Source organism: Sphingomonas sp. URHD0057, assembly GCF_000620665.1.
GTDB lineage: Bacteria > Pseudomonadota > Alphaproteobacteria > Sphingomonadales > Sphingomonadaceae > Sphingomicrobium.
In genome coordinates, this window is the sequence record NZ_KK211162.1 from 660,178 (window position 1) to 685,800 (window position 25,623).

At 64.7% G+C, this 25,623-nt stretch carries 28 protein-coding genes, 1 tRNA gene and 2 pseudogenes; 14 read left to right on the plus strand and 17 right to left on the minus strand.

Translation table 11 applies throughout. The features are described 5' to 3' along the window. Positions 1–2: 2 nt before the first annotated feature. From mltA to N539_RS0112155, 3 genes are all read left to right on the plus strand, one after another. Entirely contained in the window at positions 3–1,193 is a 1,191-nt protein-coding gene (gene mltA, locus N539_RS0112145; RefSeq protein ID WP_443027630.1) for a murein transglycosylase A, read from the plus strand. 108 nt (positions 1,194–1,301) lie between these two features. Then, on the plus strand, positions 1,302–1,688 hold the full coding sequence (locus N539_RS16945; RefSeq protein WP_331280087.1) for a Smr/MutS family protein: 387 nt from the start codon (positions 1,302–1,304) through the stop codon (positions 1,686–1,688). Between the two features lie 74 nt (positions 1,689–1,762). Beyond that, positions 1,763–3,448 (plus strand): putative bifunctional diguanylate cyclase/phosphodiesterase, encoded by a 1,686-nt coding sequence (locus tag N539_RS0112155; protein WP_051531778.1) that lies wholly within the window; start codon positions 1,763–1,765, stop codon positions 3,446–3,448. Here N539_RS0112155 and dapE read toward each other — a convergent pair. Continuing rightward, the gene (gene dapE, locus N539_RS0112160) at positions 3,445–4,575 is read right to left on the minus strand and encodes a succinyl-diaminopimelate desuccinylase (RefSeq protein ID WP_028970479.1); all 1,131 of its coding nucleotides are present in this window, start codon (positions 4,573–4,575) and stop codon (positions 3,445–3,447) included. The two genes, N539_RS0112155 and dapE, sit on opposite strands and share 4 nt — an antisense overlap. A 164-nt stretch (positions 4,576–4,739) precedes the next feature. On the opposite strand from dapE, the gene N539_RS0112165 reads away from it, so the two are divergent. Beyond that, on the plus strand, positions 4,740–6,845 hold the full coding sequence (locus N539_RS0112165) for a TonB-dependent receptor plug domain-containing protein (RefSeq protein WP_051531779.1): 2,106 nt from the start codon (positions 4,740–4,742) through the stop codon (positions 6,843–6,845). 182 nt (positions 6,846–7,027) lie between these two features. Beyond that, a complete protein-coding gene (locus N539_RS16950) occupies positions 7,028–7,339 on the plus strand; it encodes a cupin domain-containing protein (protein WP_331280093.1) in 312 nt (103 codons plus the stop codon). Here N539_RS16950 and N539_RS0112175 read toward each other — a convergent pair. The 7 genes from N539_RS0112175 to N539_RS0112205 all read right to left on the minus strand — a co-directional run bounded on the left by N539_RS0112175 (position 7,336) and on the right by N539_RS0112205 (position 11,444). Continuing rightward, complete coding sequence (locus N539_RS0112175; RefSeq protein WP_028970481.1) at positions 7,336–8,004, minus strand: glutathione S-transferase family protein; 669 nt, start codon at positions 8,002–8,004, stop codon at positions 7,336–7,338. The genes N539_RS16950 and N539_RS0112175 overlap by 4 nt on opposite strands. A 10-nt stretch (positions 8,005–8,014) precedes the next feature. After that, positions 8,015–8,653 carry a ribosome biogenesis GTP-binding protein YihA/YsxC gene (gene yihA / locus N539_RS0112180; RefSeq protein WP_028970482.1) on the minus strand — a complete coding sequence of 213 codons (639 nt, stop codon included), beginning with the start codon at positions 8,651–8,653 and terminating at the stop codon, positions 8,015–8,017. Continuing rightward, the gene (gene yidC / locus N539_RS0112185; RefSeq protein WP_028970483.1) at positions 8,653–10,359 is read right to left on the minus strand and encodes a membrane protein insertase YidC; all 1,707 of its coding nucleotides are present in this window, start codon (positions 10,357–10,359) and stop codon (positions 8,653–8,655) included. Before yidC ends, yihA begins: the two co-directional genes overlap by 1 nt. Before the next feature lie 15 nt (positions 10,360–10,374). Further along, positions 10,375–10,587, minus strand: coding sequence for a membrane protein insertion efficiency factor YidD (gene yidD, locus N539_RS0112190; protein ID WP_028970484.1), 213 nt, complete (start codon positions 10,585–10,587; stop codon positions 10,375–10,377). Continuing rightward, complete coding sequence (rnpA, locus tag N539_RS16955) at positions 10,584–10,901, minus strand: ribonuclease P protein component (protein ID WP_037552920.1); 318 nt, start codon at positions 10,899–10,901, stop codon at positions 10,584–10,586. Before rnpA ends, yidD begins: the two co-directional genes overlap by 4 nt. Before the next feature lie 5 nt (positions 10,902–10,906). After that, positions 10,907–11,041, minus strand: coding sequence for a 50S ribosomal protein L34 (gene rpmH / locus N539_RS0112200; RefSeq protein ID WP_028970824.1), 135 nt, complete (start codon positions 11,039–11,041; stop codon positions 10,907–10,909). 91 nt (positions 11,042–11,132) lie between these two features. Beyond that, positions 11,133–11,444: a PGPGW domain-containing protein gene (locus tag N539_RS0112205; RefSeq protein WP_231463055.1), complete on the minus strand. Its 312-nt coding sequence runs from the start codon at positions 11,442–11,444 to the stop codon at positions 11,133–11,135. Positions 11,445–11,574: 130 nt separating this feature from the next. On the opposite strand from N539_RS0112205, the pseudogene N539_RS16960 reads away from it, so the two are divergent. Continuing rightward, positions 11,575–12,306, plus strand: a pseudogene (locus N539_RS16960) (magnesium chelatase domain-containing protein); the annotation flags it as partial. A gap of 63 nt (positions 12,307–12,369) precedes the next feature. Here N539_RS16960 and N539_RS18625 read toward each other — a convergent pair. Both N539_RS18625 and N539_RS19205 read right to left on the minus strand, forming a co-directional pair. After that, entirely contained in the window at positions 12,370–13,299 is a 930-nt protein-coding gene (locus N539_RS18625) for a hypothetical protein (protein ID WP_156029924.1), read from the minus strand. Continuing rightward, entirely contained in the window at positions 13,251–13,481 is a 231-nt protein-coding gene (locus N539_RS19205; protein WP_028970488.1) for a DUF6471 domain-containing protein, read from the minus strand. Before N539_RS19205 ends, N539_RS18625 begins: the two co-directional genes overlap by 49 nt. A 100-nt stretch (positions 13,482–13,581) precedes the next feature. Here N539_RS19205 and N539_RS0112230 point away from each other — a divergent pair, with 100 nt between their 5' ends. Then, positions 13,582–14,541 carry an IS1595 family transposase gene (locus N539_RS0112230; protein WP_028970489.1) on the plus strand — a complete coding sequence of 320 codons (960 nt, stop codon included), beginning with the start codon at positions 13,582–13,584 and terminating at the stop codon, positions 14,539–14,541. A gap of 242 nt (positions 14,542–14,783) precedes the next feature. Here the strand turns inward: N539_RS0112230 and N539_RS18630 are convergent, their stop codons facing one another. Beyond that, positions 14,784–15,119, minus strand: a complete 336-nt coding sequence (locus N539_RS18630) for a hypothetical protein (RefSeq protein WP_156029926.1) — start codon at positions 15,117–15,119, stop codon at positions 14,784–14,786. Positions 15,120–15,239: 120 nt separating this feature from the next. Next, the gene (locus tag N539_RS0112245) at positions 15,240–15,659 is read right to left on the minus strand and encodes a hypothetical protein (protein ID WP_197018417.1); all 420 of its coding nucleotides are present in this window, start codon (positions 15,657–15,659) and stop codon (positions 15,240–15,242) included. Between the two features lie 70 nt (positions 15,660–15,729). On the opposite strand from N539_RS0112245, the pseudogene N539_RS16970 reads away from it, so the two are divergent. After that, positions 15,730–16,521, plus strand: a pseudogene (locus N539_RS16970) (YifB family Mg chelatase-like AAA ATPase); the annotation flags it as partial. 54 nt (positions 16,522–16,575) lie between these two features. Then, entirely contained in the window at positions 16,576–17,073 is a 498-nt protein-coding gene (locus N539_RS17930; RefSeq protein ID WP_197018418.1) for a DUF805 domain-containing protein, read from the plus strand. 3 nt (positions 17,074–17,076) lie between these two features. Here N539_RS17930 and N539_RS0112260 read toward each other — a convergent pair whose 3' ends face one another. Continuing rightward, on the minus strand, positions 17,077–18,855 hold the full coding sequence (locus N539_RS0112260) for a thiamine pyrophosphate-requiring protein (RefSeq protein WP_028970493.1): 1,779 nt from the start codon (positions 18,853–18,855) through the stop codon (positions 17,077–17,079). 107 nt (positions 18,856–18,962) lie between these two features. Between N539_RS0112260 and N539_RS16980 the strand changes: the two genes are divergently transcribed. The 3 genes from N539_RS16980 (at position 18,963) to N539_RS17935 (ending at position 21,072) form a co-directional block, all read left to right on the plus strand. Next, positions 18,963–20,192: an AI-2E family transporter gene (locus N539_RS16980; protein WP_051531781.1), complete on the plus strand. Its 1,230-nt coding sequence runs from the start codon at positions 18,963–18,965 to the stop codon at positions 20,190–20,192. A gap of 21 nt (positions 20,193–20,213) precedes the next feature. Further along, a tRNA-Asp gene (locus tag N539_RS0112270) sits at positions 20,214–20,290 on the plus strand. Positions 20,291–20,325: 35 nt separating this feature from the next. Next, a complete protein-coding gene (locus N539_RS17935) occupies positions 20,326–21,072 on the plus strand; it encodes a J domain-containing protein (RefSeq protein ID WP_051531782.1) in 747 nt (248 codons plus the stop codon). On the opposite strand, the gene N539_RS17940 is transcribed toward N539_RS17935, so the two are convergent. Further along, positions 21,069–22,172: a cell wall hydrolase gene (locus tag N539_RS17940; protein WP_051531783.1), complete on the minus strand. Its 1,104-nt coding sequence runs from the start codon at positions 22,170–22,172 to the stop codon at positions 21,069–21,071. The two genes, N539_RS17935 and N539_RS17940, sit on opposite strands and share 4 nt — an antisense overlap. 33 nt (positions 22,173–22,205) lie before the next feature. Continuing rightward, positions 22,206–22,574, minus strand: a complete 369-nt coding sequence (locus N539_RS0112285; protein ID WP_331280088.1) for a DUF2842 domain-containing protein — start codon at positions 22,572–22,574, stop codon at positions 22,206–22,208. Positions 22,575–22,598: 24 nt separating this feature from the next. On the opposite strand from N539_RS0112285, the gene N539_RS0112290 reads away from it, so the two are divergent. After that, on the plus strand, positions 22,599–23,924 hold the full coding sequence (locus tag N539_RS0112290; RefSeq protein WP_028970495.1) for a sugar MFS transporter: 1,326 nt from the start codon (positions 22,599–22,601) through the stop codon (positions 23,922–23,924). Between the two features lie 18 nt (positions 23,925–23,942). Here N539_RS0112290 and N539_RS0112295 read toward each other — a convergent pair whose 3' ends face one another. Together N539_RS0112295 and N539_RS0112300 are read right to left on the minus strand one after the other, a co-directional pair. After that, positions 23,943–24,299, minus strand: coding sequence for a hypothetical protein (locus tag N539_RS0112295; protein WP_028970496.1), 357 nt, complete (start codon positions 24,297–24,299; stop codon positions 23,943–23,945). A gap of 116 nt (positions 24,300–24,415) precedes the next feature. After that, positions 24,416–25,132: a Crp/Fnr family transcriptional regulator gene (locus N539_RS0112300; protein WP_028970497.1), complete on the minus strand. Its 717-nt coding sequence runs from the start codon at positions 25,130–25,132 to the stop codon at positions 24,416–24,418. Positions 25,133–25,341: 209 nt separating this feature from the next. On the opposite strand from N539_RS0112300, the gene N539_RS0112305 reads away from it, so the two are divergent. Further along, entirely contained in the window at positions 25,342–25,599 is a 258-nt protein-coding gene (locus N539_RS0112305; RefSeq protein ID WP_197018419.1) for a hypothetical protein, read from the plus strand. Positions 25,600–25,623: the final 24 nt, after the last annotated feature.

Consider the following 25,623-nt stretch of genomic DNA (forward strand, 5'->3'; position numbering starts at 1 on the left):
GCGTGATCCGGGCATTCGCGCTCGCAACCTTCCTCATTCTTGCGGCCTGCGCGACCATTCCGCCGCCAGCCCCCACTCCCCCGCCGGCACCCGTTCCAGTCCCGGTTCGACCCGTTCCGACCCCCGGTCCAACGCCGCCGACTCCTAGCCCGATCGGACCGACGGCGCGCGCAACCGGCTTCAAGGTCGAGGCGCCGCGCACGCTGAAAGCCGAAGAGGCGCGGAGAGCGCTCGCCGCCTTTCAGGCGAGCTGCCCGGCGCTGATGCGGCGCCAGGACCAGTCGCAGCTGACCAGCCCCGGCAGCTGGAATGCGGTGTGCACCGAGGCGGCGTCGCTCGCTCCCGATTATGCCCCGGGCTTCTTCTTCTACCGCTTCGACTGGCTCAAGGTCGGCGACGGCCGCGCTTTCGCCACCGGTTATTACGAGCCGGAGATCGAGGGTTCGCGAACGCCCGAGCCGGGCTATGTCCCGCTCTATCAACTGCCCCCCGACCTCGTCCGCTGCACCAAGGCCGACGGGACCACGGGCCGCGGCAGGGTCGATCAGACCGGCACCTGCGTCCTCTATTTCACTCGCGCCGAAATCGAGGACGGCGCGCTGGCGGGTAGGGGGCTCGAATTGGCCTGGGCCAAGGATCCGGTCGACCTCTTCTTCCTCGAGATCCAGGGCTCGGGCCGCATTCGCCTTCCCGACGGGACGGTGATACGCGTCGGTTATGCTGGGCAGAATGGCCGCGACTATGTCGCGGTCGGGCGGTTGCTGCGGGACCGAGGGATCCTTCCGCCAGGCGGCGCCAGCATGCAATCGATCAAGGACTGGATCCGCGCCAATCCCGAGGCCGGCAAGGCGTTGATGCGCGAGAATCTCTCGTACGTTTTCTTCAAGGAACTGACCGGGCCAGGTCCGCTCGGCGCGCTCAATGTCGCCGTCACGCCGCACGCCACCGTCGCCGCCGATCCCAATTACGTTCCCCTCGGCGCACCCGTCTTTCTCAAGATGGACCGCGCCGAAGCGACCGGCCTGTGGGTCGCTCAGGATACCGGCGGGGCGATCAAGGGCTCCAACCGTTTCGACACCTTCTGGGGGGCGGGGCCGGAGGCGGTCGCGATTGCCGGGGGCATGTCGGCATCCGGCGAGGCGCTGATTCTCGTTCCCAAGGGAGCGGCGGGCAGTGCGTCCGCTCAGCCCTGACGAAGCTGAGCTGTGGTCCATGTCGCCGCGACCATCAAGCCGCTGTCGCGCGATAGGGTCGAACCCCAAAGCGTTGATAAACCGGCACTATCGGCCGCCAAGCCAAGCGTGGCCAAACCTCCGCGCAGCAACGCCGTCGGCCCGTCCCGGACATCTCTCGGAACGACCCTCGACGGCGGCTGGGACCGCCGGCTTCTTTCCGGCTCCGTCCAGCCCGACGTCACGCTCGACCTTCATGGGCTGAGCCTCGACGCTGCATGGACCGCGATCGACCGCACGCTGGAGCGCGCGATTGCGAATGGCGCGCGGATCGTCCTGCTCATCACCGGCCATCATCGCGCCGGCGATCCGCCGGTCCAGCGCGGGAGGATCCGCGCTGCGGTTCACGATTGGCTCGCGGCGTCGCGCCATGCGCCCGCGATCGCCGCGGTACGGGGCGCGCATCGTCGCCATGGCGGCGGCGGCAGCCTCTACATCGTGCTCAGGCGCCACTGACTTTTTCTTAACCCCTCGCGCGTAACGCGAGCGGATAGGCGGGCACGCCATCCGCGCGAGGTTGCTGACGTTCGATGAAAGCTGGCACGGCCCAACAGATCAGCAACGCGATCCTGTCGTGTGTGGCCGGCTTTGCCTCCTTCCTCTTCTCGCTCGCCGCCTTCCTCTACATCACCGAGTTCGACACCAAGCTGCTGGCCGCGCTCGCCGCCGGGGCGTTTTGCCTGTTGATCAGCTACATCGCGTCGGAGCGGCCCAATAGCGAGAGCGCCCGGGCCCTGAACGCGCTCGGCGACCGCTTGCTTGCCGTGGAGCAAGGGGACCTGACGTCGCCGGCCCCGCCCGCGCTGCGCCGGACCATGCCCAAGCTGGCAACCGCGGTGGACACGCTGTTCGCCGAGGTTCGCACCTCGATCGAGAACGCGCATGCCCTCGGCATGTACGACCCGGTGACGTCGCTTCCGAACCGGCTGCATTTCCGGTCCGAGGCCGACCGGTTGCTGGGCGAAGCGCCGGCCGACGCCAGCTGCGCCATGCTGTTCGTCGATCTCGACCGCTTCAAGAACGTCAACGACAGCCTGGGCCACGCACGGGGCGACCAGCTGCTGATCATGGTCGCCAACCGGTTACGGGTCTGCGTCAACACGGAGTTCGTCGGCAACGCGGCGACGCGACCGTTGCTGGCGCGGCTCGCCGGCGACGAGTTCACGATTTTCTTCCCCGCCATCGAGTCGGTTGCCGCGATCGAGCGGGTTGGGCGGCGGGTGGCGCAGGCGGTCTCCGAGCCGTTCGAGCTTTCTTCGCATAGCGTCGACATCGGCGCGTCCATCGGCGTTGCCGTATCGCCCGATCACGGGACCACCATTGAAGCCCTGATGCGCGCGGCCGACATCGCCATGTACCAGGCCAAATCCAATGGCGGCGGGCAGCATTGCCTGTTCAACGCCGAGCTTGCGGCCCAGCACCAGGAGCGGATCGACACCGAGCGAGCACTGACCGAAGCGGTCCAGCGCGGCGATTTCCTGCTCGCGTTCCAGCCGCAGATGAGCCTGGTGACGGGCGTGGTCGTGGGCGCCGAAGCGCTGCTTCGCTGGAACCACCCGCGCGACGGCCTGCGCCTGCCCGGCACCTTCATCGGGGTGGCCGAACGGACCGGCGTCATTTCGGAAATCGGCGATTGGGTGATGGCCGAGGTCGCCTCCGTCCTCGGCGATTGGCGGCGCACCGGCTTCAAGGGGCGCCTCGCGTTCAACGTGAGCCCCCGCCAGGTCGATCGCCCCGACTTTTTCCTCCGGCTGCGCTCCGCGTTCGAGGACGCGGACGTGCCCCTGTCGATGATCGAGCTCGAGTTCACCGAAACGGTCGCAATGCGGGTCAGCGAGGCGGTGCTCGAGGAAATCGGCGCGCTTCGAGAGGATGGCGCGCGCATCGCGATCGATGACTTCGGAACCGGCTATTCCAACCTCGCACGGCTGCAGGCGATGCCGCTCGATCGGGTCAAGCTCGATCCGTCGCTGATCGCCGAGATCGAATCGTCGGAGAAAGCCCGGGTGATCGTCCAGGCGGTCATCCAGCTGATCAAGGGCGTCGGCTGCGAAGTCGTGGCCGAAGCGGTCGAGACCGTCGCTCAGGGCGACATCCTCCGCGCCATGGGCTGCGACACCGTCCAGGGCTATCTGTTCGCCGCGCCGATGTTCGAGGCCGAGTTCCTCGACTGGATCGGCAACGCCGACCGCGGCAGCGTTAAGTCGGTGGCTTAGCCCAGCACTTTCCGCACCACCCGCTCGTAGATGCGCGACAGTGCGCGAATGTCTTCGACCGCCGCAACTTCGTCCAGCTTGTGCATGGTCGCGTTGGGCAGGCCGAAGTCGACCACCGGGCAGAGCTGGATCAGGAATCGCCCGTCCGACGTGCCGCCGCTGGTCGACAGCTCGGGCTTTTGGCCGGTTTCCTCCTCGATCGCCGCGACGATCACGTCGTAAAGCAGCCCCGGCGGCGTGAGGAACGCCTCGCCCGAAATCCGCGCGCGGACTTCCGATCCCGGAGCTTCGCGCGCGGCGATTTCCTCGACCATTTTGACGAGATCGGCGCCGCGTTGAAGATTGTTGAAGCGGATGTTCAACTGCGCGGTCGCCGACCCGGGGATGACGTTGCTGGCATGCGTCGGGGTGTCGATGCCGGTGAATTCGAGGTTGGATGGCGGAAAGGTGTCTGTTCCGTCGTCGAGATGCACGGCCTCGAGCGCGGCGACGACCCGCGCCAGCGGCGGGATCGGGTTGGTTGTCCGGTGCGGGTAGGCGACGTGGCCTTGCACGCCCGGCACGTCGATCCACATGTTGACCGAGCCGCGCCGCCCGATCTTCACGGTGTCGCCGAGCCGGTCGACCGAGGTCGGCTCGCCGATCAGGATCATGTCCGGGCGGATGCCGCGCTCGTTGAGCCAGTCGATGATCCGCGGCGTACCGTAGACGGCATAGCCTTCCTCGTCGCCGGTGATCAGCAGCGACAGCGTGCCCGCGGCTTGCTCGATCCGTGACAGCGCCGCGACGTAGGCCGCGATGGCGCTCTTCATGTCGTTGGCGCCGCGGCCAACGAGCGCTCCGTCGACGATCTGACCGGCGAACGGGTCGACGCTCCAGCCATCGCCCGGCGGCACCACGTCGAGATGGCCGGCGAAGCCGAAATGCGGGCCGCCGGACCCGCGGATCGCGACCATATTCTCGGTCGGCCCATCGGGGGCTTCGCCCATCACCCAGCGATGGACCTCGAAGCCGAGCGGCGCGAGCGCGCGCTCGAGCGTGTCGAACACCGCTCCGCTCGCCGGCGTCACGCTGGGGCAGGCGATAAGCTCTGAGGCGAAGGCGACGGGATCGATCTCGGGGGGCATGGGGGAGCCGTAGCAAGCCTTCGGGTCGAGGCAAGTTCGGCCCGAGCGGAACGGTTCACCGAGTCATTGGTCGGTTCATCGAAATAGGGCTTGCGTCGACGCTACAAATGTAGCACGCTACAAATGTAGCACTGGCGATTGTGCTAGTGAAACAGGGGAAGTCCATGCTCGTGTTCGGTCGGTTGCGTGGGGTCATGCTGTGCGGAAGCGTCCTTGCCGCGCCCGCGTTCGGCCAGGCTGCAACGCCCGTGCCTGCGTCGGATCCGGCGGTGGCTTCGCCGGCGGTGGCGACGCCAGTGGCCGGGAAACGGATCTACACCACGGCGGACTTCGCGCGCTTCGCCCCCAAGACTGCCTACGACATGCTCGTCCAGGTGCCGAGCTTCACCATTCGCACCGCCGACACGACCGAGCGAGGCCTCGGTCAGGCATCGGAGAACGTGCTGATCAACGGCGAGCGAATCGCCAACAAGTCCGGCGGCGCCGTCGATCAGCTCAAGAAGGTGCCCGCCGCCAATGTCGAGCGGATCGAGATCGTCGACGCCGCGAGCCTCGGCATCGCCGGGCTATCGGGCCAGGTGGCGAACATCGTCTTGAAGCAAGCGACGGCCTCCTCGGGCCAGTTCGACTGGGAGCCGAGCTTCCGGGCGCATTTCGCCAAGCCCGAGCTGCTCGGCGGATCGGTCAGCTATTCCGGCAGGAGTGGGCCGGTCGACTATACGCTCTCGCTCAAGAACAACCCCGGGCGCGGCGGCTTCGGTGGTCCGATCCTGATCTACGATGCCAACCACGTGCTGACCGAGCGGCGGAACGAAATCTATCATTCCGAGACCGAGAATGCGAACGCGGAGGCCAAGTTCACCCTCCATGGGCCGGGCACGTCGATCGGCAACATGACGGTCGGCTACAACCCCTATTGGTCGCCGACCCACATCCGGGACCGGCGCGACTTCGTCACCGGGGAGACCCGCCGGCGATCGACCATCACCAAGCTCGACGGTTATTTCTTCGACTGGAACGGAGATTATGAGTTCGCGCTCGGGCCGGGCCGCTTGAAGACGATCGGCCTTTATCATTTCGAGCACGAGCCGCTGGTCACCACGCAGATCCTGCGCTTCGACAACGGCAATCCCAGCACCGGGACGCGGCTCGACCGCAACACGCGAATCAAGGAAATGATCGGCCGCGCCGAATATGGCTGGAAGGGTGGCAGGAACGACTGGCAGCTGTCGCTCGAGCGCGCGTTCAACTCCCTCGACCAGATCGGACGCCTGTTCAGCCTGTCGCCTGACGGCGAATTCGAGGAGGTCGAATTTCCCGGCGGAAGCGGCAAGGTCCAGGAAGTCCGCTATGAAGCGATCGGGACGCTGAGCCGGCCGCTGACATCCAATCTCGATCTGCAGGTCGCGGCGGGGGCGGAAATCTCCAAACTCGAGCGAGTCGACGGCGACCTGCCGCCGCGTAAATTCTTCCGGCCCAAGGGAAGCGTGACCTTGGGCTGGCGACCGGCGGACGGCTGGGACGCCAGCCTGAAGCTGCGCCGCCGTGTCGGCCAGATCAGCTTCTACGACTTCCTCGACCAGCCTAATCTGTCGAACGACCGCGAGAACAGCGGCAATCCCGACCTGGTCCCTCCACAAAGCTGGGAAGGCGAGGTCGAAGTGGGACGCGACCTTGGTCCGTGGGGCAAGACGCGGCTGCGCACCTGGTATTATGCAGTCGAGGACATCATCGATCGCATCCCGTTGCCGAACAACGGCCAGGGCGTCGGGAACCTGCCAAGCGCGAAACGCTACGGATTCGAGAGCACCAGCACGATCCAGTTCGATCCGATCGGCTGGACCGGCGCCAAGCTCGACCTCACCCTTCTTCGCGAATGGACCTCGGTCCGCGATCCACTGACTCGGGAAAAGCGGTCGATCAGCGGCGTGCAGGATGTTTTTGCAATCGCCCAGCTTCGGCACGACATCCCGCATACCGCCTGGGCGTGGAGCGTTTACGTGCAGCGCAATCACTACGCCAAATATTACTACCCCACCGAGGTTTACGACGCGCAGGATATCCCGACGATCGCCGGCTTCTACGTCGAGCACAAAAACGTCTTCGGGATGACCGTGAGGGCAACGGTCGACAACGTCTTCAACGGCCGACATACGCTCGATCGGGTCGTCTACACCGGTTATCGCGACCGCTTTCCGGTCTCCTTCTTCGACAAGCGTGACCAGCTCGTCGGGCCGCTGTTCAACCTGTCGGTCAAAGGCACCTTCTAGCGCAGCCGCGCCGCCGTCTGTAACGGCGGGCGAGCGGAGGTGCAGCATGCCGAAGGTCGATCTCGAAAGCGTCGAGAAGGTTCAGCGGACGGGCTACCCGCCGCCCGCACGACGCGCAAGTCCGCGGCCGCTGGGCGCAGCGGCTTGCGGCGCCGTTCGGGCTGACCGATTTCGGCGCCAACATTGCGACGCTCGAGCCCGGCGCCTGGTCGAGCCAGCGTCATTGGCACGTCGGCGAGGACGAGCTGGTCGTGATGCTCGAAGGCGAGGCGGTGCTCGTTGAGGACGAGGGCGAGACGGTGATGCGGCCGGGCGATGTCGCGGTCTTCGCCAAGGGCGTCGCCAATGGGCACCATTTGATCAACCGCTCGGATCGGCCGTGCCGCCTCATTGCGATTGGCCGGCCGCCGGCCGACGTCTGCTATTATTCGGACATCGACATGATGGTCGGCGCAGACGGCAAGTACACGCACAAGGACGGCTCGCCTTATTAGGCCGCCTTGTCGACCTCATACTGATCGATCACCCACGGCTCGTCCTGGGCCTTGTCGATCCACTCGGCGACGTCGGGGTGGGACAGCACCGCCTTCATGTAGACCCCCGCGAACGACGGCACGGCGACGCCGTAGGTGATGAAGCGCGTGACGACCGGCGCGTACATCATGTCCGCCGCGCACCATTCGCCGAACAGGAAGTCGCCGGTGCCGCCGAAGCGCGCCCGAGCCTGCGCCCACAGCTGGAGGATGCGGTCGATCTCGTCGCGCATCGGGTCGCTGAGGTCGATCGGGGGAAAACTCTTGCGGACGTTCATCGGCAGCTCGCGGCGGAGGTTGGCGAAGCCGGAATGCATTTCCGCCGCCATCGATCGGGCCATCCCGCGGGCGCTGTCTTCCTCCGGCCAGTAGAGCTCGCGCCCATAGCGGTCGGCGAGGAATTCGATGATCGCCAGGCTGTCCCACACCACGCAATCGCCGTCCCACAGGATCGGCACTTTGCCCAGCGACGGCGCGAATTCGTCGCCCTCGCGGCGTTTCTCCCATTCGGAGTCGAACATCGGCACGACCAGCTCCTCGAATTCCTCGCCCGATTGCTTGCACGCGAGCCAGCCGCGCATCGACCAGGTGGAATAGGCACGGTTGCCGATAATGAGCTTGAACAAGGTAAGCTCCCTAGATGGTTGCCGCTTCGAGGATCGCGGTTCGTAACTCGGCGATTCCGCTACCGGTTTCGCTCGACGTGGTGAAGATGGCCGGGTGCGCGGCGGGATGCTTGCGCGCCTCGACCATCGTGGCTTCATAGAGTGCGCCGAGCGCCGAGGGCTTCACCTTGTCGCCCTTGGTCAGCACCAGGTGATAGCCGACCGCGGCGTCATCGAGCATCCGCATCACGTCGCGGTCGACGTCCTTGAGCCCGTGGCGCGAATCGACGAGCACAAGCGCACGCTTGAGCACTGCCCGCCCGCGCAAATAGTCGTTGACGAGGAAGCGCCAACGCCGGACCAGATCCTTGGGCGCGTCGGCGAAGCCATAGCCGGGCATGTCGACGAGCCGGATTTGCGGCGGGCTGCCGACGTCGAAGATGTTGAGCTCCTGTGTGCGCCCCGGCGTATTCGACGTCCGCGCCAGCGCCTTGCGGTTGGTCAAGGCATTCAGCAGCGAACTCTTGCCGACGTTCGAGCGCCCCGCGAAGGCGATCTCGGGCACGTCGGGATCGGGCAGGAATTTGAGCTCGGGCGCCGACTTCACGAACGCGATCGGTCCCGCGAACAGCTTGCGCGCGCGCTCCCCAAGTTCGCCGTCGTCGGTCATCAGTCGTGAACCGGGTGCGTGTCGGAGAAATGGAGACCGTACTTGCGGTACAGCCACCATTGCTGGGCGATCGTCAGCAAATTGTTGGTGATCCAGTAGAGCTGCAGGCCCGCGGCGAACGGCGCCATCATGAAGACCAGGAACCACGGCATGAGCGCGAACACCTGCGCTTGCGCGGGGTCCATCGGTTGCGGGTTCAGTTTCATCGACAGCCACTGGGTCGCGCCGACCAGGATCGGGAGAATGCCGATGGCCAGGAACGCCGGCGGCGTGAAGTGGAGCAGCCCGAACAGGTTGACCGGCGTCAGTGGGTCGTGCGCGGACAGGTCCCTGATCCAGCCCACGAAAGGCTGATGCCGCATTTCGACGCTGACTAGGAGCACCTTGTAGAGCGCATAGAAGACCGGGATCTGAAGCAGGATCGGCAGGCAGCCCGCGGCGGGATTGATCTTTTCCTGCTGGTAGAGTTTCAGGATCTCCTGCTGCTGGCGCGGTTTGTCGTCCTTGAAGCGCTCCTGGATCGCCTTCATTTTCGGCTGGACCTTGCGCATCGCCGCCATCGACTGGAACTGCTTGTTCGCGATCGGGAACATGATCGCGCGCACGATCAGCGTCAGGCAGATGATCGCGACCCCGAAATTGCCGAGCGTGCGGAACAGGAACAGCAGCAGGTCGAAGATCGGGATCATGAACCAGTGGAACCAGCCCCAGTCGATCGCATAGCTGAAGCGCGGGATGCCCGCCGTCTCGTAGCGATTGAGCAGCGGCTTCTCCTTCGCGCCCGCGAAGAAGCGCGTCGTGGTCGTTTGCGTCGCTCCCGGTGCGATGGTTGACGATGCGAGTGCGTAATCGGCCTGATAGCCGCCGCGGGCGCTCTTGCGGAACTCGCCGCTCAGCGCGCCCTGTGGGGCCAGGGCGGTCAGCCAGTATTTGTCGGTGAAGCCGAGCCATCCGCTCGCGCCGGTGAAGGTTTCGGACTTGCCTTCGTCGAGGTCCTTCCAGTTGACGTCGTAATTGGCCTTGTCGTCGAACACCCCGATCGGACCGACCTGATTGGTCCAGCTGTCGGGGTCGGGTGACTTGGTCGCGCGGCTGACGAGGCCGATCGGACGGACGCTCAGCGACTGCGTCGACGCATTGGCGACCGACTGCTGGACCGTAAACAGATAGTCGGCGTCGACCGCGATTTTGATCTGGTAGCGCGCGCCGGACGGTGCCTGGGTGCTGAGGGTCACCGGTTCGCCGGGCGTCAAAGTCGCGCGGTCCGTCGACCACACCGCGTCGAGGCCGGGCGCCTGTCCGTCGGGCGCCGTCCAGCCGAATTGGGCCACATAGGCGCCCGGGGTTCCGAGCGGCGACAGCAGCCGCACGGGCGGCGAGTCCTTGGCGATCGTCTGCCGCTGTTTCACTAGCAGCAGATCGTCGATCTGCGCCCCCTTGAGGTTGATCGATCCCTGGAGCGAGGGCGTCTCGATGCGCACGCGCGGACCCGATCCGAGCGCCGCGGCGATGCTTTGAACCGTCTTGGGCGTCGTAGGGCCGGCCGGCTGCGCCTGCGGCTGCGGAAGCGGCTGCGACTTGCCGTTCTCGATCTTGGTGCTCGGCGGGTTGGCGGTCGGGAAATATTTGTTCGCCGCCCACGTCCAGCCGAGTAGCACGAGCGCGCTCAACACCACCGCGAGGATCATATTCTTGCTGTCGTTCACTGGTGTAGGATCCTCTTACGGTACCGGGTCATGGCCCTGGCCGCCCCACGGATGGCAGCGCAAGATGCGTTTGAGTGCCAGCCACCCGCCATGCGCCGCCCCATAGCGTTGGATTGCGGTGATCGCATAGGCCGAGCAGCTTGGCTGGTAACGGCAGCTTGGCGGCAGGATCTGCGACGGCCCTTTCTGCCAGCCCTTGGCGATCAGGATCATCAGGCGGGCAATCACGCGCGCAACCGGTCCAGCGCGTTCGCAAACTCCGAACGCAGCAGCTCGAAATCCCGTTCGATGCCATTGGCACGGCCGATCATGACATGGTCCGACCCGGCCACGCCCTTCGCTGGCACGATCTCCCGCGCAAGCGCGCGGAAGCGCCGCTTCATGCGGTTGCGGACGACCGCGCCGCCGATCTTCTTGGTCACGGTAAAGCCCACGCGCATCGACGGATCGGCGTCCTTGCGATCGCGAACCAGCAGGATGAAACCGGGGGTGGATGCCCGCTTCCCGCTGTTGGCAGCGAGGAAGTCGGCGCGTTTCCTCAGCGTGACTAGGCGCTGAGCTTCTTGCGGCCGCGGCCGCGGCGCGCGTTCAGCACCTTGCGTCCGCCGACCGTCGCCATGCGGGACCGGAACCCGTGCCGCCGCTTGCGGACCAGATTGCTCGGCTGGAAGGTGCGCTTCATCGCTCATGCCTTTAAGTTCGAATTCAAAGAAAAAGGGCCGCCCAGGGGCAGCCATTGTTGAGCGCGCCGATAGAGGAGAGGCCAGCCGAAGTCAATCGGCCGCGCCGCCTTGTTCGGCCTTGCGGAGCGCTTCGCGGCGCAGCGCGCTGCGGCGTCTCAGGCCCCAGTCCATCCACCGTCCGGCCTTGGGCTGCCAGCGCTTCAGACGGACATAGCGCCGCTTGGCCCACATGCTGGTCTTGAGGATCAGCGCGACTCCGGGCGCAATCAGGAAGATGCCGCCCGGACCGGGCAGCGGCGCGAGGACGAGGCCGGCGACGACCAGCAACACGCCGAGCGCGAACAGCCCCCATTCGACCACGGGCATGTCGATCAGCTTCCGCCATTGCTCGCGCGAAATCATGCGTATTGATGTGGTGACACACCTGGGTTGACGCAAGCGGCTTGCAGTTATGGTCCACCGCGGGCTAGCTTCGCTCCGCCGAGCTAGGGGGAAGTCTGACCAGCGCCGGGTTTTGTGGGGACGGGGCCTGATGGCCGCGACCGTCGCCACTGTCGCTTATCTCGGCCTCGAGGCGCGCGCCGTCGAGGTTCAGGTCCAGCTGTCGTCGGGTTTGCCGGCATTCATTATCGTCGGGCTGCCGGACAAAGCAGTTGCCGAGAGCCGCGAGCGCGTGCGCGCGGCCTTGGCGTCGATCGGCCTCGCGCTTCCGCCCAAGCGGATCACCGTCAATTTGTCGCCGGCCGATCTGCCCAAGGAAGGCTCGCACTTCGATTTGCCGATCGCTTTGTGCCTGCTGGCGGCGATCGGGGCTACGGACGCCGAGACGCTGTCGCATTATGTCGCGGTCGGTGAGCTCAGCCTCGACGGCCGGGTTGCTCCGTCGCCGGGCGTGCTGCTTGCCGCGATCCATGCCTCGGCGCAGGACAAGGGCCTGATCTGCCCGGTTGCGCAAGGCAGTGAAGCGTCCTGGGCCGGTGAGCTCGACGTCATCGCCGCGCCCGACCTGCTTGCCTTGCTCGCGCATCTCAAGGGAAGCGCGCTACTGCCTGCGCCGCCCGTCGCAGAGGCCGAGCCGCCCGACGGCGGCCCTGATCTTGCGCAGGTCAAAGGGCAGGAGGTCGCCAAGCGCGCGCTCGAGATTTGCGCCGCGGGCGGCCACAATCTGCTGATGAGCGGCCCGCCCGGCGCCGGCAAATCGCTGCTCGCCGCGTGCCTGCCCGGCATCCTCCCGCCGCTGCAGCCGTCCGAGGCACTCGGCATTATGTAGCAGTCTCCGGAAAGGGAGCGCGCCTAGCGGCGCGAGCCGCGCTTGATTAGCGGGTGTCTAGGCGCGCTTCTTGCGGCCCTTCTTAGCCTTCAGAGCCAGTCCCTTTTGCGCGGGTTCTTTATGTGGGGCGGTGGTGCATTTTGTCGTGAAAACCACGCCGGTTGCCACCGATTGGCTGCCGGAAACAACATGTTGTTCGTATCGCCAGTGATCGCCAAACATATCGACGAACGTGATCGCCATATGCAATTCAAAGCGGCCAATCCCGGCGCGCATCGCACGGAGCTTTCCGGGGCTCAGTCGCATCGGGGTGTAGGCTTCCACAGGGACCTGCGGGCCAACCGTTCCCATCGCGGTTTTGTAATTCATGCTCGGGAAAATTCTGGGCTTCTTTCGTCCAGCGATGAAGTAGAGTCGGCGCTCGCTCGCGACTTCCTCCGCCGGGGTTTTTCCAACGTTCCGCAAGAACACGTCGATGCTAGCCTCATTGCCAGAGATCCTAAGCTTCTCCTTTTCGGCAGCCAGGTAGGCCCTCAGTTCGGCGCGCGTCACCTTTTCGGAATGTCGCAGACCCTTTTCGGCGGCGTTAGCAGCCCGCCGCGCTTCGATTGCACCGGCTTCGGTGTGCTCAGCAGCGTTCTTTGCGAAAAAGGCGGCGGCGGCAGCGGCACCGAGCGTGAGCACTCCAATCAGCGTGCCCAGCCAACCAAACAACAAAGTGTAATCAGCGGCATTGCGGGCGGCGTCCGCGGCCTTCCATTGGGCGCAAAGGTCGCTGGCACCGTTGTTCTGGCCTTCCTTACATGGCTCCTGATAACCCTTGGGCTCATTCGGGCGCTGGAGCGCCGCCGCCACATTGTTGAGGGCGTTGGCTACGTTCTGGTTGGTTGCGTCGGCTGGTTGATTACCGGTCTGCTTTGGGTCGGCGGCGGCTAGGCTTAGCCATCCGACAAACGCAACGAGGATGCACCGACAGACTCTAGGCATTGGATTAGAAACACCGCCGTAAACTTGCCCCGAGCAAGCTTGTTTCTAACATTCGGTTCGGTTTCGTGAACCCCTATTGCGGATAGCCTCTCAACCAACTGCGCGTAGGTAACCCCACGCTTCTTCAGCTCGGCCTTGAGCAGACCCTTCGCCTTCGCCTCCCATTTCGCATTATCCGGCATTTGCCACTCCGTTCGTCGCAAATGCCATCATATACAACACTTTTGCACTTGCCTAGAGTGCATCAATGCCATTATATCCGATGCATAGGCACTGGAAACGATGGCAATTCACTTCCTCCTCTCGGCAAAGGCCCGCACTCTGAGCCTGAAAGCTGTGTTCTCGATGAGCGAGGACAAGGCTTACGAGACGTTCAAGGCTCTGCGTTTCGCAGAGACGGACGGCGAGGCTGTTTGCCCGCGCTGCGGCTGTCTCGAAAGCTACAGGAATGCCAAGCGCCGCAACTTTGAGTGCGCCGGGTGCAAGCACCAATTCACAGTCACGAGCGGGACGATCTTCGCCAACCGCAAAATGTCGTTCACCGACTTGCTCGCGGCTATCGTGATCTTCGTGAATGGCGCGAAAGGCGTTGCCGCGCTCCAGCTGAGCCGTGACCTAGACTGCCAATATAAGACCGCGTTCGTTCTCTCGCACAAGCTGCGCGAGGCGATGGCGCGCGAGCAAGCGAGCGTCCAGCTGAACGGCATTGTCGAGATTGATGGCGGCTATTTTGGCGGCCACGTTCGCCCGGAAAACCGCAAGGAAGATCGCAAGGACCGCCGCCTGAAAGCGCACCGTTCCGACAAGCGCCAGTGCGTCGTTATCATGCGCTCCCGCAGTGGCCGCTCGCTACCGTTCGTGGTCGCCAACGAGGGTGACGCTTGTCCGATCGTTCGCGATCGCGTCGGCACCCTCGCCACCATCTACGCCGACGAAGGCACGGGTTGGGATGCGCTCCATGCCGGTTGGGATACGAAGCGCGTCAACCACTCGGTTGCATTCATGGACGAAGGCGTTTGCACCAATCAGGCGGAGAGCTATTTCTCTCGCCTTCGTCGCGCCGAAATCGGGACGCATCACCACATCGCCGGCCCGTATCTCCACGCCTATGCGAACGAAATGGCATGGCGCGAAGATCACCGCCGCGTGGACAACGGCAGACAGGCAATGCTGGTCGCGGGAGCGGTCATGGCAAGTCGTCAGAGCCGCAGTTGGACCGGCTACTGGCAGCGAGCGGCCTAGAGGTCGGGCGGCTCCCAACCCTTCGGGGCCAATCTCGCCATATCCGAGAGCAGGCGTTGGAATCCCCACGGATCGGCATAACCGTCCTCATCGACGGGGACAGTGAACGGCACATGCGGTTCCCATGGGAAGCGCCACCATTCGGCGGTATTCAGCGGGCCAACGCCTTCAAGCGGCTCACAGCCGTAGCTACGGAGAACCCCTTCCCACTCTTCGCGGGGAAACCGGCGCAGCGCGATCAATTAACAGTTCGGGGAAAGTCCCACGTAAGGCACCGGACCGCAAAGATGCGCAGGCATATTGAACGCATCGTCATCGACGTGCGTAGCCTTAAGCACCCTCATAGGCATACCATACATGGCGGACAGGATGGTTTCGAGCGCAGGCTCGACATCGGCACGCACCAAGTCGGCATCACGGTGCGACAGGACAAAGCCAGGCACCGAGTCCGAGTATGCGCGCAGACCACCATCGTCGCGGCTTTCAAACCGGACTTTGACGATTACGGGGCTTTCGGGGCGGCTAGCCATAAAGTGAGTCCTCAAATATTCGTGGCACACAACGAATCCGAGCTTCACTTGTTCACGTTAACAGAACACGCACCATCGAATCCGATGCGTAAGTCATTATTCGCAATGCAGTGAATACCTGATTCGGGTCTTAGACGCAATTCTTTCGGCAATGCAATAGCGCGGCAATTAGGACACTATCCAAAGTTGGTACTGTCCCGGCCCGTCCACAGAAGTCGCGCGGCCTTTGTCCCGCTGCTCGCGCAGGGCAACGCCAACGCGCTTCGTCATAACCCTCAACATACGTTGATCTTCGGCGTCCATTGCCCGCTCCAGCAGCATCTGAGCGGCAATCTCGCGGGTCGTTAGCGGTTCCTTGGACGTTCGCAGTATGGACAGCACCAAGCGCGACATTTGCCCGCGCTTCGCCCAATCGTCGGGCGGGCGGAACGCCTTGGGCCGTATCGCTTCCAGCTCCATATCCGGCGCGACGATCCGAAGCGTCCCGTCGATATGCTCCAGAGCATTGACCAGCTCGCGCAACCGTTCGTGCGTCCGCTCAATGTCGAAAGCTAGCTCGGCCCGCTTCTTTACGAGGCCCGTCACCATGTAGTCTGTCATGGCGATTATGTAGCAATCGCACCAACGGCAGGCTTCCGGAGACTGCTACATAATGCCGGAGGCACTCGAAGTGTCGATGGTCGCATCGGTCGCGGGCGAGCTCAATGGCGGCAAGATCAGGCGGCGGCGTCCGTTCCGCGCGCCGCATCACAGCGCCTCGATGCCGGCGCTGGTCGGCGGTGGCCTTCGCGTCCGCCCTGGCGAGATCAGCCTGGCGCATCTCGGCGTCCTGTTCCTCGACGAGCTTCCCGAATTCCAGCGGCCGGTTCTCGATTCCCTTCGCCAGCCGCTGGAGACCGGATCGGTCAGCGTCGCCCGCGCCAATACCCACGTAACTTTCCCGGCGCGTGTGCAGCTGGTGGCGGCGATGAATCCGTGCCGCTGCGGCCATCTCGGCGATCCGGCGCTGGCCTGCAGTCGCGCGCCGCGCTGTGCCGCCGATTACCAGGCCAAGGTGTCGGGCCCGCTGCTCGACCGCATCGATCTGCATGTCGAGGTGCCGGGCGTGTCGGCGGCCGACCTGACGCTCCCGCCGCCCGCCGAGGGCAGTGCCGAGGTCGGCCGGCGTGTCGCCGCCGCGCGCGAGCTGCAGGCGCGGCGCTACAACGGCAATGGCGTCCGCACCAACGCCGAAGCCGACGGTGAGCTGCTGGATTCGGTGGCGACCCCCGACGACCCCGGCCGCAAGCTCCTCGCCGACGCGGCCGCCGCGATGCGCTTGTCGGCCCGCGGCTTCCATCGCGTGATGCGCGTCGCGCGAACCATCGCCGACCTCGCCGGCACCGAGCAGGTCGGCCGGATCCACATCGCCGAGGCGCTCAGCTACCGCCGCCAGGCACCGCGGAATTGACCAGTTGTTAGTAACGAGGAAGGATTAGTGCGGGATGCGAAGGGGGCAGAGCCATTGGAAAATTTGAATCCGGTCGAATGGGCGATCCGCCCTTTTAGGCGCTACGCGGACTTTGGTGGTCGTTCGCCGAGGGCGGAATATTGGTGGTACGCCGTTTTCGTAGGGATCGTCGGGTTCCTATTGGGCGCCATCGACGGAGGCGTACTTCACACCATCATCCTTGGCACTCTTGGCCCTCTTGGTTTGGCGTTCACAGTGGCCTGCATCCTGCCTAGTGTCGCCGTGCTGGTCAGGCGTCTTCACGATACCGAGCGAAATGGCTGGTGGGCGCTGGTGAAAATTCCTTCCTATGGCCTCATCATGACCGGCACCTCTACGACCGTCGGCGTTTTCGAGGCGATGCCGATGCCCATTATCGTTGTCGCTGTAATCGCATGGCTTGGAGTCGGCATTACCGTCTTCCTTTTCGTAATCAGCGAAGGCACCGGGGGTCCGAATCGCTACGGGCCAGACCCTTACGGTCCAGCCGATCTCGAGGAGGTATTCGCCTAACCTCTAATCGGCATCCTGCTTGTGGAGCACGGCGTTGACGACCTGTCGCGCCGTGTCGCGGATTACGTGCCCGGCATCCTCATCTTTCGACAACGCGAACATGAATTGCTTCGCCTCCTTGAAGCTGATGTGCGGCGGCAATGGCGCGATTTCCGGATCGGTTTTCACTTCGAGCACCACCGGCGTGTCGGCTGAAAGGGCCTCGTCCCACGCCGCTCCGAGGTCCTTCGGGTCGTCGACGTAAATGCCCTTGAGTCCGATCAGCTCGGCAAACCGTGAATATCGCACGTCGGGGATGTCCTGGCTCGCGTCGAAGCGCGGGTTGCCGTTCATCACGCGCTGCTCCCAGGTGACCTCGTTCAGATCCTCGTTGTTGAACACGCATGTGACAAGACGCTTGTCCGGCCAGCGCTCAGCGTATTTCGCGATGGTGATGAGCTCGGCCATGTTGTTCATCTGCATCGCTCCATCGCCGACGAGTGCGACAACCGGCCGGTCCGGATGCGCGAACTTCGCACCAATCGCGTAGGGTACGGCCGCGCCCATCGAGGCCAGACCGCCCGACAGCGAGGCCATCTGCCCCTGCTTCACGCGATAATCTCGGGCATACCAATTGGCGCATGAGCCGCTGTCGCTGGTCACGATCGCATTGTCGGGCAGGCGCGGGGACATTTCCCAAACGACCCGCTGCGGGTTGACCGGATGCGCCTTGGTCTTGGCCCGCGCTTCGAGCGCCTGCCACCAATCGCTCATCCAGCCCTCGATCTGCTCGCGCCAGCCGGGGTCGGCCTTCCGGTCGAGCATGGGCAGGAGCAGGCGAAGAGTCTCGGCGGCGCTGCCGTGCAGGTTCACTTCGCACGGGTAGCGCAACGACAGCATCGCCGGATCGACGTCAATCTGGACGGCTCGCGCGGCGCCGGTCTTGGGCAGGAATTCCGACCAGGGGAAGCCGCTCCCAACGATCAGCAGGGTGTCGCAGCCGTTCATGAGGTCGGAGCTCGGGCGGGTGCCGAGCAGCCCGATGCAGCCGGTCACGAACGGCAGATTGTCGGGCAGGGCAGCCTTGCCGAGGAGCGCTTTGGCCACGCCCGCGCCAAGCTTTTCGGCAACTTCGATCACTTCATCCGCGGCTCCGAACGCGCCGGCGCCGATCAGTATTGCGACCTTGTTGCCGGCGTTCAGCACGTCCGCTGCGCGCCGCAGATCAGCCTCGGCCGGCACGATCACCGGGCGCGAGTATCCCGGTCCCGATCGCGTGAATCCGTGGGCCCGGGCGGGTTCTTCGAACGCTTGTTCCTGCACATCCTTCGGGATGATGACGACCGATGGCCCACGCCGGGCAAGCGCCAGCCGGATGGCCCTGTCGATGACGTGCGGAAGCTGCGCCGGATGCGTGACCTCCTGAACATATTCGGCGACATCGGAGAAGACTCGGTCGAGGTTCAGCTCCTGCTGATAGCTTGCGCCGCGCACCGTCGACTCGGCCTGGCCGCAGATGGCAAGCACCGGCATATGGTCGAGCCTGGCGTCGCACAGGCCGGTGATGAGGTGCGTCGCGCCTGGACCTCCAGTTGCCAGGCACACTCCAAGCTCGCCGGTGAATTTGGCATGAGCGACTGCCATGAAGGCGGCCATCTCCTCGTGACGAGGCTGGATGAAATCGATCGTCCCGTCGCGCTGCAATGCGCCGATGACGCCGTTGATGCCGTCTCCGGAATAGCCAAAGATCCGCTTGATGCCCCAGGCATTCAGCCGGTCGACAAAGAAGTCGGCTGTTTTCATCTCGGGCACAACAACGCGGCGGCGCGCCGTATGCTCCCGGTTGTCGGCGGAGCGCTATACTGACATCCTGCTGGCAGGAGCCCCGTGCCGGCGATAAGGTGCCCGCCATGGACGCGCGGACCCGCAAGCATAGTGAAATCGACCCGGCCTCGGACGAGGCGCGGTTGCTGGCGGAAACGATTACGGTCAAGCGCGACCGCTTGCTCGCTTCGCTGACCCTGATCGCGGGCGTCGGCCTCATCGTCGCTTTGCCGTTCGCGCTTCGCTACGGCGCGGAATTCTTCATGCCGGTGACGGCGGCGCTAGTGGTCGCGATTGCGCTCGTCCCGCTGCTCGAATGGTTCGAACGCCGCGGAGTGCCATCGAAGCTGGCGGCGGGCCTGTGCCTCATCATCTTCCTCGCCATCGCCATCTTCGCCATCGGCTCGATCCTGGTTCCCGCGACCGATTGGGTGGCGCTGGTGCCGAAGCGTATCGGCAAGGTTCGCGATGCGCTCCAGCCGGTGCTCGACCTGTACAAGAATCTCGACCGGTTCATCGACCGTACGACGTCGCAGATCGCGATCTCCCAGCCGCAGGGACGCACCGTTCGGATCGAGACGCCCAACTCCGTGCTCGGCCTGCTTACGTCGTCGGCGCCGCACCTGCTGATCCAGCTGTTCTTTGCGCTGCTGGTGATCTTCTTCTTCCTCGCCGGCTGGACGACGATGCGGAAGAAGACGATCGTCAGCCGCGGCAGCTTCGAAGGTGCATTGACCACGGCGCGGGTGATTCAGCAGGTGGTCGACGCGACCTCGACCTATCTCGGCACGATCACGCTGATCAACGTCGGGCTAGGCGCTCTGACCGCCGCCGTCCTGTGGTGGCTCGGGATGCCGTCGCCGGTGATGTGGGGCGGCATCGTCGCGGTGCTCAACTACATCCCCTACCTCGGCCCGATCGCCTCCGCGCTGCTGCTCTTCTTTGGCGGGCTGATGACCTATCCCGACATCTGGAGCGCGCTCGCCCCGCCGGCGGCATTCATCTCCTTCCACCTGATCGAGGCGAACATCTTCACGCCGCTGGTCGTCGGTCACCGGCTGACCATCAGCCCGCTGTCGATCCTCGTCTCGCTGTCCTTCTGGGCGTGGGTGTGGGGAACCACCGGCGCGTTGCTCGCGGTGCCGCTGCTGATCATCCTCAAGACGATTTTCTCTGCTGCCGGGACGCCCGACATCGCTGGCTTCCTGTTCGAGCATGGTACGCTGACCCACATCGGCGATCCGGACGAGGAGGAAGAGGAGGAGAAGCGCGAGATCCAACCCGCGATGGTTGACACCGAAAAGCCCGCCACCTAGGTCGCCGCCCACGCCAAAAACGCGGGTGTAGCTCAGTTGGTTAGAGCGCCGGCCTGTCACGCCGGAGGTCGCGGGTTCGAGCCCCGTCACTCGCGCCACTTTTCACGCGGCCTTGTGCTGGATAGACGGCGTCATGGCCGGCCGACCCTCCGCTTATGCTGCGCTCGGGCTCGAGCCCGGTGCGGACAGCGCCGCCATCGACCAGGCCTACAAGGACCTCATCAAACGCTACCACCCCGACCGCGCCGGGGGCGATGCCGATCGCGCCGCAGAGATCATCCAGGCCTATCGCCAGCTGCGCGGTTCCGCGGCCCGGGACGCGCTGGAATTCAATGAATTCGAGGGGCTGGCGGCCAAACCCTGGTTCACCCGGGCCGCTCTTCCCATCGCGGCAGCCGGAGCGATCCTCATCCTGGTCCTGACGACTGGGCCGGTCAGCCGCCTCAAGGGTGTGCCCAGCCTGCCGCTCGGGAAAGTCAGCAGGGAGCGCCCTTCCGATCCGATGGAGCAGCCGCTGGCGCTCGCCGCGGTCGACCGCGGAGTGGAGGATGCCCTGCGGCTGAACCACTCAAGCGACGAGATGGCGCTGGCAAGCGCGACCCGCGATTGCCACCATCAGTTGCGGCTCAGGCCAAGCCTCGGCCAGCTCGACCGCTGCGCGGCGTTCGACGACGCCGTCGTCGTCCTCCAGGACCGTGATCCGCTGCGCGACCAGGGGCCCTTCAGCGAGCTTGCCGTGACCGGCCGCCAATGGAGCGGCGCGCAGACTTTGTCGAACGACAATCTGGCGATCGACGGCCGGCTCGACCGGATCCGCCTGCGGGTCGAGCTGGCGCTCGCGCCGGCCGTCCCGCCGTCTCCACCGCCCGAAGCCGATTAAGGCTGCGCGCCGCCTCCGGCCGGGGGAGGGGCTGCGGCGCGCTTGCCGAGAGGCTGCTCGGTCGATGCTGTCTCGCCCGACAAGGCATATTTAAGGTTGTCGGAAGCGTCGAACTTCTTGACGTAGTCCTCGTGCCCCGCATCGTCGGCCGCCTTGCGGGCGACGAGGTTGAAGCGCACCGCGACCCGCTTGTCGCCGCGCATCGACGGCGCCAGCTTGATCGGCTCCGCGCCCGGGATCTTGGCGATCTCCGAGGCGACGCTGCCCGGCCCGGTGACAACATGCTCGACCGCGAGTGCGGCATTACGCAGTGTGACCGCGTTGGGCTCGCGCCCGGCGTAGCCCGAGCTGAACGCGGCGGGCAGGCCCCAGCCGCCGGCCCAGCGGTAGAAGATGTGCGCCCCGACGATCGCGCTCTTGGCCAGCGTCGACGACCAATAAGGGACGACGTAATTGGCGTGATAGTGAGTGGCCCAGCCGACCGGCGCATAGACCGCGCCCGACAGCGCCGCCTCGGCGACCGAATAAGCGCGCTTCCACCCATCTGCGTCGGGCCGGCGATAAAGCGAGCCGTCGCAGGTAAAGGTAAACTGGCAGCCGGTGACTCGAGTCGAGCCTTCGTAGACCACACCGCAGACGCTGGACGGGAAGGCGGGGTGGCGGACGCGATTGAGGACGACCTGGGCGACCGCACGCTTGCCATCGCTGTCCTGATTCCCGGCCTCGTAATAGACCGCGCTGGCGAGGCAGGTGAGCGCCTGGCTGCGAGCGGCGGCATTGCCCTTGAAGGCAAACGGCGCCGCGGCCGGATTGGGGCCGGCCGCGACCGGAATCGCCTGGTTGATCTGCAGCGCCTGCTGTGGCGCCACTTGCTTGAGGATCAGCGGCGGCGGAGCCGGGGGCGCCGCCTGCGGCGTTGCGACGTCCGATACCGAGCCGACCGATCCGGCGATGGCCGCGGCGCCGATCAGGCCGAGCAGGCCCGTGCCAAGCGCCTCGCGCGGATGGGCGCGCCAGAGCTCGATCGGGCGCGCCCTGAGAGCGCCCACTCGAGCCTTGAACGCCGCCAAGGGCGGGGAAAGGGCCAGCGATGCGGTCATTGCGAAGTGATATAGTCCCCTAACACGCGTGATTCAATCGCGCCGCTCAGGCGCCGCCCGGAAGCGGCCGGTTTGCGACCACCTTATCAATGGTTTCAATGGGATGATCCAGACAAGTCCCATAATGAGATAGAATGTCATCTGAACCAGAACAGGCCAGCGCCCGACGAAATGCGCGAGGCTTGCGACGAGCATCGCCCAGACGATTATGAGCAGGAGAATCGCGGCGATTCCGGCTGCTTTCCTGCCCGAAGGTTGCGCATTGTGAGCCATCGGCGCGCCTTTACACGCAAATTTGCGCCGTCCCCAGCCCCCACGGGTGGGCAACAAGAGAGCGTTCACAACGGCGGTTGCCCAAGGATTCAAACCGATTACAAATGCGTCCTGACAGGCGCCGCGCATCCGCCGACCGAGGGGAAAGATTCGATGGTCATCGCAACCCAACCGACTGAAGGTGAAGCCAACACGTCGACGCTCGAGCTGCCGGAGGGCGGCGTCGACGCGCCGAACCTGCGATATTTCGTGATGGCGCTGTTTTTCATCTTCGGTGGCATCACCAGTCTCAACGATGTCATCATTCCCAAGCTGAAAGAGCTGTTCACGCTCAACTACACGCAGGCGATGCTGGTCCAGTTCTGCTTCTTCACCGCTTATCTGGTGATCGGCATTCCCGGCGCCCAGCTGGTCAAGAAGATCGGCTACATGCGCGGCGCGGTGGCGGGCTTGCTGACGATGATGGTCGGTTGCCTGCTGTTCATTCCGGCCTCGGCGACCGCGACCTATGGCCTGTTCCTGTTCGCCTTGTTCGTGCTGGCGAGCGGCGTGGTGGTCGTCCAGGTGGTGTCGAATCCGCTGATCAGCCTGCTCGGGCCGCCCAAGACGGTCCACAGCCGGCTGACCTTCGCGCAAGCGTTCAACAGCCTCGGCACGACGATCTTCCCACGGGTCGGTTCGGCGCTGATTCTCGGCGGCCTCGCCGGTGTGACCGCCGCGCAGCTGTCGGGCGTGGCGCTCGACCAATATCGCACGGCGGAGACCCGCGCCATCGTTCACACCTACATCGGACTGGCCGTCGCGCTGGCCGTGATCGCCGCCGTCGTGTGGTCGTTCCGCAACAAGCTGCCGGGCGAGACGCATGACCACAGCTCGCCCCTGGCCGGCTTCTCCTTGCTCAGGCGCCCCCGCTTCGGCTTCGGCGCGCTGTGCATCTTCCTTTATGTCGGGGCGGAGGTCTCGATCGGCTCGCTGATCGTCAATTACCTGATGCAACAAGATGTGCTCGGGATCACCGACGCCGACGCCGGCAAGATGATCATGTATTATTGGGGCGGGGCGATGGTCGGCCGCTTCATCGGCTCCTACCTGCTTCGCGTCATGAGTCCCGGCAAGATCCTGGCAACGGTCGCGGCGGGAGCGATCGTGCTGATCGCCATTTCGGCCAACACCACCGGTACGACGTCCGCCTACAGCTTGCTTGCGATCGGCCTCATGAACTCGATCATGTTCCCGACGATCTTCAGCCTTGCATGCGAGAAGCTGGGGCCGCGCGCGGCGGATGGGTCCGGGATCATCAACATCGCGATCTTCGGCGGGGCGGTGGTCCCGGTGCTGACCGGGCTGCTGGCCGACAAGTCCGGCAGTCTTCAGTTCGCGCTGCTCCTGCCGGCGCTGTGCTACGCCATCATCGCCGGGTTCGGAATCTATGCCCGCCGCCCCGCCGAAGGGCCGGTGATGAAGGCGGTGACCACCTAGCCGGCGGTTTGACCCTGGCTATCCCATCTGGATGAGCAGGGCATCCATCAGCAAGGCGGTATCGACCGGCTTGACGAGGACCGTGATGCGGAGCTCCAGTTGCGAAAGCGGCGAGGGAAGCGTCTTCGCCGACAGGACCGCCATCGGGATGCTCCGTTCGGCCAGCAGCTCGACCACGTCGGGGCCAGCCGATCCGCAATCGTCCCAGTCGACCACGGCCGCCGAGATGGTCTCGGATTCGAGAATGCTGATGGCGTCAGCGATCGATGCGACCGGGCCGGCGACGCATCCGTCGCGTTCCTCGATGGCCGACGAAAGATCGAGCCCGTGATAGGCATTTCCATCAACGATCAAGACGATCTTGGAGCCGAACATCGCACTCCTTTTGAGCGGGGAGCGCGCGAGGTCTCTCAGTCGCGGCTGGCTCGAGGCGGCTCCGCGATGCCAGTCTAATGCTTCTGATCTATTTAAGTTTCATCCACTTACGCAGATTAATTCACTGCGTCTCCGCGGTCCAGGTGCAGGTAGCCGCTGTCGAAATCGCCGGCCGCCGCCAGCTTCCGCCAATCGCCGATGTAAATGGAACGCGGATTTGCTCGATCGATCAGGCCATCCGCTTCAAGCCCCTTGATGGTGCGGTTGACGTGGACCGCCGTCAATCCAGTCGCATCGGCGAGCTGTTCCTGAGTCATCGGCAACTCATAGTCGGTTTCCACGCCCATCCCGGCGACCTTCAGGCGAATCGAGAACTCGCACAGCAGGTGAGCAATCCGGGTTCGGGCATCGCGCCGCCCCACGTTTGCGATCCATTCACGGAAGATCGAAGCGTCGACGAGAGTGTCCAGCCACATCGCGCGGCCGATCGCCGGCCGCTCGAAGGCGATGCGCAAGATGTCTTCGCGCGGGATCAACGCGACCTTGCCCGTCGTCAGCATTTGCACGCTGTGGTCGGCCACCTTCAGAAGCGAGTTCTGCAGATCGACCATCTCCCCTTTCATGTGGATCGAGACGATCTGGCGATTTCCGTTGCACACGATTTTCGAGCGGACGGCGAAACCGGACAGTATCACGCACGAGTGCGTCGCGACGTCCCGCTCGCGCACGACATAGTGATGCCGATCGTAGGTTCGGATGTGGAATGGCAGCGCCAGCAGCGCGTCTCGATCAGCCTGGCTGAAGCGTTCGTGGTACTCGAGCTTGCGGAGCATCGGCGCGAGGGATGACTCGCTCGGTGGTGATGTGGAGGTCTCGCTCAACTCAGTCTCCCGCTGCAGGGGCGGGAGCACAAGTCTCTCTCTGTCGCCAAGGACAGCCCGTAATACGGTGGCGATTTCTTGCTTTAACACAGTTAGGCTGGATGGGCTGATTTATTATATCTCCTAAGGCTCTCGAAGTTAGCGGCCATCCCCGACATAGATTGGCAGCGGTTGATCCATGTTATTGGTATCTCTCGCAAATTGGTGTGGAGTACCGGCTCGGGGGTGAGGCGATGTCGGAGTATCGGGTCTACTGTCTGGACCAGCAGGGCAAGAGCGTCGAGGTGCAGGAAATCGCTGCGTCGACGGACGAAGAGGCGATCAGGCAGGCACGCGCCCTGAAAGGGTTGCGCCAGTGCGAAGTTTGGCGCGGGCACAACCTAGTCGCGAAGATTACCGATTTTAGCCTGGTGAGCTGACCCGTCCGAAGCGGCGTTGGCATT

Bases quoted from the DNA above. Each gene is read 5' to 3' on its own strand.
- N539_RS0112165 (WP_051531779.1), top strand. From the start codon at position 4,740: ATGCTCGTGTTCGGTCGGTTGCGTGGGGTCATGCTGTGCGGAAGCGTC.
- N539_RS0112205 (WP_231463055.1), bottom strand. From the start codon at position 11,444: ATGATTTCGCGCGAGCAATGGCGGAAGCTGATCGACATGCCCGTGGTC.
- N539_RS17940 (WP_051531783.1), bottom strand. From the start codon at position 22,172: ATGACCGCATCGCTGGCCCTTTCCCCGCCCTTGGCGGCGTTCAAGGCT.
- dapE (WP_028970479.1), bottom strand. From the start codon at position 4,575: ATGCCCCCCGAGATCGATCCCGTCGCCTTCGCCTCAGAGCTTATCGCC.
- N539_RS0112295 (WP_028970496.1), bottom strand. From the start codon at position 24,299: ATGTTCGGCTCCAAGATCGTCTTGATCGTTGATGGAAATGCCTATCAC.
- N539_RS0112155 (WP_051531778.1), top strand. From the start codon at position 1,763: ATGAAAGCTGGCACGGCCCAACAGATCAGCAACGCGATCCTGTCGTGT.
- N539_RS0112285 (WP_331280088.1), bottom strand. From the start codon at position 22,574: ATGCGCGGCGCCTGTCAGGACGCATTTGTAATCGGTTTGAATCCTTGG.
- N539_RS0112300 (WP_028970497.1), bottom strand. From the start codon at position 25,132: ATGCTCCGCAAGCTCGAGTACCACGAACGCTTCAGCCAGGCTGATCGA.
- N539_RS0112230 (WP_028970489.1), top strand. From the start codon at position 13,582: ATGGCAATTCACTTCCTCCTCTCGGCAAAGGCCCGCACTCTGAGCCTG.
- N539_RS0112260 (WP_028970493.1), bottom strand. From the start codon at position 18,855: ATGAAAACAGCCGACTTCTTTGTCGACCGGCTGAATGCCTGGGGCATC.
- N539_RS18625 (WP_156029924.1), bottom strand. From the start codon at position 13,299: ATGCCTAGAGTCTGTCGGTGCATCCTCGTTGCGTTTGTCGGATGGCTA.
- N539_RS16980 (WP_051531781.1), top strand. From the start codon at position 18,963: ATGGACGCGCGGACCCGCAAGCATAGTGAAATCGACCCGGCCTCGGAC.
- N539_RS19205 (WP_028970488.1), bottom strand. From the start codon at position 13,481: ATGCCGGATAATGCGAAATGGGAGGCGAAGGCGAAGGGTCTGCTCAAG.
- yihA (WP_028970482.1), bottom strand. From the start codon at position 8,653: ATGACCGACGACGGCGAACTTGGGGAGCGCGCGCGCAAGCTGTTCGCG.
- rpmH (WP_028970824.1), bottom strand. From the start codon at position 11,041: ATGAAGCGCACCTTCCAGCCGAGCAATCTGGTCCGCAAGCGGCGGCAC.
- N539_RS0112245 (WP_197018417.1), bottom strand. From the start codon at position 15,659: ATGGTGACGGGCCTCGTAAAGAAGCGGGCCGAGCTAGCTTTCGACATT.
- N539_RS0112290 (WP_028970495.1), top strand. From the start codon at position 22,599: ATGGTCATCGCAACCCAACCGACTGAAGGTGAAGCCAACACGTCGACG.
- N539_RS17935 (WP_051531782.1), top strand. From the start codon at position 20,326: ATGGCCGGCCGACCCTCCGCTTATGCTGCGCTCGGGCTCGAGCCCGGT.